We start from the raw sequence: 5,654 nt of genomic DNA on the forward strand, positions 1-5,654 counted from the left end.
GATCATCCCGGGCTGATCTGTTGCACCATCACGGGCTATGGCGACGATGGCCCCTACGCCCACCGCAAGGCCTATGACCTCTTGATTCAGGCCGAGAGCGGACTGGCGTCGATCACCGGCGGGCCGGAGGGCGCTTCCCGCGTCGGCATGTCGATCGTCGATGTCGCAACCGGCGCGACCGCGCACGCCGCAATTTTGGAAGCACTGATCGGCCGCTCACGCACGGCCAAGGGCGCGGACATCCGCATCTCGATGTTCGACGTGATGGCGGACTGGCTCACCGTACCCCTGCTCAATGCGGAAGCGGGCCAGCCGCCCAAGCGGATGGGGCTGGCGCACCCCTCGATCGCGCCCTATGGCGTGTTCCGCTCCAAGGACGGCAGGGAGATCCTGATCTCGATCCAGAGCGAGCGCGAGTGGAAGAAATTTTGCGCCGACGTGCTGGGCCAGCCGGAACTGCCGAACGATCCGCGCTTTGCCAACATGGTCGAGCGGGTCAAGAACCGTGCGCTGACCGACAGCACCGTCGGCGAACGCTTTGCGGCTGTCACGCGCAACGAGCTGTTGCAACGCCTGGCGGACGCTGACATCGCCTTTGCCGAGGTCAACACCATGGCCGATCTCTCCGGTCATCCGCATCTGCGCCGCATCGCGGTCGATACCCCCAAGGGCGTGGTGAGCTATCCGGCGCCGGCGCCGATCGTGGTCGGCGACGACAGGCATTACGGCGCGGTGCCGGCCATCGGCGAACACCAAGAGCGCTTGGAAGCGCCGCGCGCGAAAGCGAAGTCGTCATGACCGAAAAACTCGATCTCGACCATCTGCGGCAATGGATCGGCCGCACCAGCGAAGCCACCGACATCGTGACCGCGCACCTGGTGATGGGCCTGCGCGCCACGCTGTTCCAGGAAATCGGCGAGCCAAAACCGGGCGACGCCGCGCCGTTCACGGTGCATTGGTGCCTGGGCCAGCCGGTGTTTCCGATGTCGCAGCTCGGGCCGGACGGCCACCCGACCCGCGGCGGCTTTTTGCCGCCGGTGCCGCTGCCGCGACGGATGTGGGCGGGCGGCGAATTGCAATTTTTCGACAGCTTGCGCGTCGGCGATGAGGTCAAGCGCAGCTCGCGCATCGCCGATGTGAGCTTGAAAAGCGGATCGACGGGCCAGCTCTGCTTCGTCTCGGTCGCGCACGAGGTGACCACGCCGCGCGGCACCGCCATTCGCGAGCGGCAGGATATCGTCTATCGCGAAATGGGTGGCGCGCAGGGCGCAGCGCCGGCGAAGGCCGCATCACCGCCCACGGCGCAGCATCGCGAAACCCACGTCTCCGATCCCGTGCTGCTGTTTCGTTACTCCGCGCTGACCTTCAACGGCCACCGCATCCACTACGACCGCGACTATGTCACCAGGGTCGAAGGCTATCCGGGCCTGATCTTCCACGGGCCACTGCAGGCGGCGTTCATCATCGAACTGGCAGCGAAGCTGCACGGCGGCACGCCGCCCACGAAATTTGTTTATCGCGGCGTGCAGCCCTTGTTCGAAGGCGGCGAATTTTCCGTCAATGCCAATGACAATGGCGCCAGCATGGAGCTGTGGACCGCGAATGCAGAGGGACAGCCGACGATGAAGGGCACCGCGACATGGTGAGCGTTATTTGTCCGTCATTGCGAGCGAAGCGAAGCAATCCAGAGCCCCACGCGGGACTCTGGATTGCTTCGGCGCTTTGCGCCTCGCAATGACGGCGTCAAAACATCGAGGTTCAGTCGTGTCACGCCGGCAAGCAAAAGAAACAACCAAATCCCTCACCGTGAGGCAGGCGACCTTCGACCTGTTGCGCGCCTTCGGCATCAAAAAGGTGTTCGGCAATCCCGGCTCGACTGAATTGCCGTTCCTCGCCGACTGGCCTGATGACATCGACTACGTGCTCGGCCTGCAGGAAGCATCCGTCGTCGGCATGGCCGATGGCTACGCGCAGGCGACCCGCCACGCCGGCTTCGTCAATCTGCATTCAGCGGCCGGTGTCGGCAACGCGCTCGGCAACATCTTTACCGCGCACCGCAACCAGACCCCGCTGGTCATCACCGCGGGCCAGCAGGCGCGCGCCATCCTGCCGCTGCAGCCTTTTCTTTACGCCGAGCGTGCTTCCGAATTTCCCCGGCCCTATGTCAAGTTCAGCGTCGAGCCGGCGCGCGCCGAGGACGTGCCGGCGGCGATCGCGCGCGCCTATCATGTCGCGATGCAGCCGCCGTGTGGCCCGACCTTCGTCTCGATCCCGGTCGACGACTGGAGCCATGGCGCGCAGCCGATGGCGGCGCGCCACGTGAGCCGCGAGATCGGCCCTGATGCAGAGGCGATGAAGGCGCTGGTGGCGGCGCTGTCGGCCTCTGAGCACCCTGCCCTCGTGGTCGGCCCCGCCGTCGACCGCGCGGAGGCCGTCGATCTGATGGTTCAGGTCGCGGAGAGGGCGAAGGCGTCGGTGTGGGTCAGCCCGTTCTCGGCGCGCTGCTCGTTTCCCGAGCGCCATCCGCTGTTCGCCGGCTTTTTGCATGCCTCGCCCAGCCAGCTCTCGGACGCGCTGAAAGACCACGATCTCGTCGTGGTAATCGGCGCGCCCGTGTTCACCTTCCATGTCGACGGCCATGCCGCGATTTTTGATGGCGCGACGAGGCTGTTCCAGATCACCGATGACGCGGACGCGGCGACCATGACACCGACAGGCAACAGCATCGTCGCGACGATGAAGCCGGCGCTCGCGATGCTGCTCGACCTGCTGCCTGCAACCAGGCGCGCAGCACCCGTGGGCCGCGTGCTGGCACCGCCACCGAAGGCTGCCGAGCCGATCCCGGTCGACTTCCTGCTCCATACGCTCGCGGGCGCGATGCCCGAGGAAGCGGCGCTGGTCGAGGAAGCGCCCTCGCACCGGCCAGTGATGCACAAGTTCATGCCGATGCGCGGCGCGGACAGTTTTTACACCATGGCAAGCGGCGGGCTCGGCTGGAGCCTGCCGGCCGCCATTGGCCTGGCGCTGGGACGGCCGGAGCGCCGCACCGTCTGTTTGATCGGCGACGGCTCGGCGATGTATTCGATCCAGGCGCTGTGGACGGCGGCGCAGCGAAAACTGCCGCTCACGGTCGTGGTCATCAACAATCTCGGTTATGGCGCGATGCGCTCGTTCAGCCAGGTCATGCAGGTGCGCAACGTGCCAGGACTCGAACTGCCCGGCATCGACTTTGTCAAGATGGCCGAAGGCATGGGCTGCGATGCGGTCCGCGTCACCAGATCATCCGAGCTTGCACCGGCGCTGGCGCGCGGCCTGTCACACGGCGGCGTCAGCCTGATCGAGGTGACGGTGGATTCGGCCGTGCCGCTGCTCTACGCGCAGGCGGGACGACGTTAATATAGCCGCTCGTCATGGCCGGGCCTGTCCTGGCCATCCACGTTTGAAGCGATCAAGAAAGGCGTGGATGCCCGGGTCAAGCCGGGTCAAGCCCGCATGACGAAGTCATTTCTGGCGACGCCCGCGGCCTATTTCCCGTGCTCTTCGCGCATTTTCGCCTGGATCTTGGCCATGCCGCCGATCCAGCGATCGTAGTTCTCGGTCTTGTTGCGCATGTAGCCGAGCACCTGCGGATGCGGCAGGATCAAAAACGTCTCCTGCGCGATGCCGGCAAGCGCATCTTTGGCGACCTGCTCCGGCGAGAGGTCACCGTCGGCGGACTGCGGCCCCCGGGGGACCGAACGTAGCAGGTTGGTGTCGACGCCCTGCGGACACAGAATCGAGACGCGGATGTTGTCGGCCTTGTGCGAGATCGCAAGGTTCTCCGCAAAGCCGACTGCCGCATGCTTGGTGGTCGAATAGGCCGGACTGCCGACCTGCGACAGCAGGCCCGCTGCCGAGATCGTGTTGAGGAAATAGCCGCCGCCGCGCGCCTTGTAGCGCGGGACAAGATGCCGTGCGGCATAGACATGGGCCATGACATGGATGGCCCAGCTGCGCGCCCACGGCTCATCCGAGGTGCCGCCGGCATTTTGCGACAGCGGATCGAAGCCGCCGCCGACGCCCGCGTTGGAGCAGAACAGCGCGATCGGGCCGAACTGCCGCTCGGTCTGGTCGATGACGTGAAAGATGTCCTTTTCCTGCGCGACGTCGCATTTGAACGCAGCGCCGTCGATGGTGCCGGCGACCGCGCGCGCGGCGTTGCTGTCGAGATCGGCGACGATCACTTTAGCGGCGCCGGCGCGGCGAAATTCCTCGCACAGCGCCTTGCCGATGCCGTTGCCACCGCCGGTGACGACCACGACCTTGCCGGCCACCTGCATTCGCCAACTCTCCGAATCGGCCCTGCGTGCAGCTCAGGGCAGAACCAGATCAAGCACCGCCGTATAATGGCATCCCGCGCCCAAAAGCACAAAGCAATGCCAGATCACATTCTGGAAGCGCAGCCGTCGCCAGGCATGAAAGATCACGCCGAGGCTGTAGAGCACGCCGCCCGCGATGACGCAGGCCAGGGCCGACGTCGGCAGCGCCGTCGTGGCCTGGTCATACAGCATGGCTCCGCTCCACCCCAGCGCGAGGTAGAGACCGACTGACAGCCGATCAAAACGGCCGGGCCAGCGCAGTTTGAGCACAATGCCGAGTATTGCGACGCACCAGACACCGGTCAGCAGCGCATAGGCGAAGACGCTCCGCTTCAATTCCACGATGAAGGGCGTGTAGGTCGCCGCGATCAGGAGATAGATCGCCGAATGATCGAAGCGGCGCAATACCCATTTGGTCGGCGACACCGGCCAGAGATTGTAGCTCGCCGACACCCCCAGCATCGACAACAGGCCGGCGACGTAGATCGAGACCACGACGATATCCACGGTCGAGGCATAGATCGCAGTCAAGACGACCAGCACGGTGGCGGCGACGAGCCCCGTACAAATACCGATGGCATGAACGACGCCGTCGGCGATCAGCTCCGCGCGATCGTAGTTCCAGCGGATCGCGCCGGTCGCCGCATGAAGGGAGGTGGAGGCCAGTTGCTTCAGTTGGAAGATCGTCATCGGCAGTCCAAGGCGATTGCGGAGGTGAGTGCAGTGCGGCGTGTATAAATCGGTCTGTCCGCCTTGGCGAACGGTTCAAGGTTCACTTTCCCGGCAAACGCGTCCGAATTGTGAAGCTTGATTTTAGGCTGCCAATCGCCACTTTTCGCTTAAAGTTCCCGCCCGTCTTAACACGAGTCAATTCCTCGCATGGCGCCAAGCCTGTCTGACCTCCTCGAGGAAGCGCGCCTCTCCGCGCGCGCGCTGCTCGATTACGGTGAACATCTGTTCAGTCCGACCGTTCGTCTCGGGGTGACCGGGCTGTCGCGCGCCGGCAAGACCGTGTTCATCACCGCGCTGGTTCATGGGCTGACGCGCGGCGGGCGCTTTCCGGTGTTCGAGGCGTTCGATACCGGGCGGATCGCGCGGGCGCGCCTCGAGCCGCAGCCCGACGATGGCGTGCCGCGCTTTGCCTATGAGAGCCATCTGAAAAACCTGATCGAGGACCGCTGCTGGCCGGACTCCACGGTGGACATCAGCGAGCTCCGCCTCGTGATCGACTATCAGCGGCAAAATGGCGCGGACCGCAGACTGACACTCGACATCGTCGACTATCCCGGCGAGTGG

General features: G+C 65.0%; 6 protein-coding genes. 4 read left to right on the top strand and 2 right to left on the bottom strand.

Annotated elements, in window-relative coordinates; translation table 11 throughout:
• The 3 genes from JOZ76_RS36315 to mdlC all read left to right on the top strand — a co-directional run.
• Positions 1-798 (top strand): CaiB/BaiF CoA transferase family protein (locus tag JOZ76_RS36315; protein WP_291706188.1); only part of this gene is annotated, 798 nt, incomplete at its 5' end.
• Complete coding sequence (locus JOZ76_RS36320; RefSeq protein WP_291706189.1) at positions 795-1,646, top strand: FAS1-like dehydratase domain-containing protein; 852 nt, start codon at positions 795-797, stop codon at positions 1,644-1,646. The genes JOZ76_RS36315 and JOZ76_RS36320, both read left to right, overlap by 4 nt.
• Positions 1,647-1,764: 118 nt before the next feature.
• A complete protein-coding gene (gene mdlC / locus JOZ76_RS36325; protein WP_291706190.1) occupies positions 1,765-3,396 on the top strand; it encodes a benzoylformate decarboxylase in 1,632 nt (543 codons plus the stop codon).
• 128 nt (positions 3,397-3,524) lie between these two features.
• Here mdlC and JOZ76_RS36330 read toward each other — a convergent pair whose 3' ends face one another.
• Together JOZ76_RS36330 and trhA are read right to left on the bottom strand one after the other, a co-directional pair.
• Positions 3,525-4,319 (bottom strand): SDR family oxidoreductase, encoded by a 795-nt coding sequence (locus JOZ76_RS36330; protein ID WP_291706191.1) that lies wholly within the window; start codon positions 4,317-4,319, stop codon positions 3,525-3,527.
• Positions 4,320-4,352: 33 nt separating this feature from the next.
• Positions 4,353-5,048 (bottom strand): PAQR family membrane homeostasis protein TrhA, encoded by a 696-nt coding sequence (gene trhA / locus JOZ76_RS36335; RefSeq protein WP_291706192.1) that lies wholly within the window; start codon positions 5,046-5,048, stop codon positions 4,353-4,355.
• A gap of 189 nt (positions 5,049-5,237) precedes the next feature.
• Here trhA and JOZ76_RS36340 point away from each other — a divergent pair.
• A partial coding sequence (locus JOZ76_RS36340; protein WP_291706193.1) for a YcjX family protein occupies positions 5,238-5,654 on the top strand: 417 nt, incomplete at its 3' end.

It is taken from the genome of Bradyrhizobium sp. (assembly GCF_019244115.1).
Classification (GTDB): Bacteria; Pseudomonadota; Alphaproteobacteria; order Rhizobiales; family Xanthobacteraceae; genus Bradyrhizobium.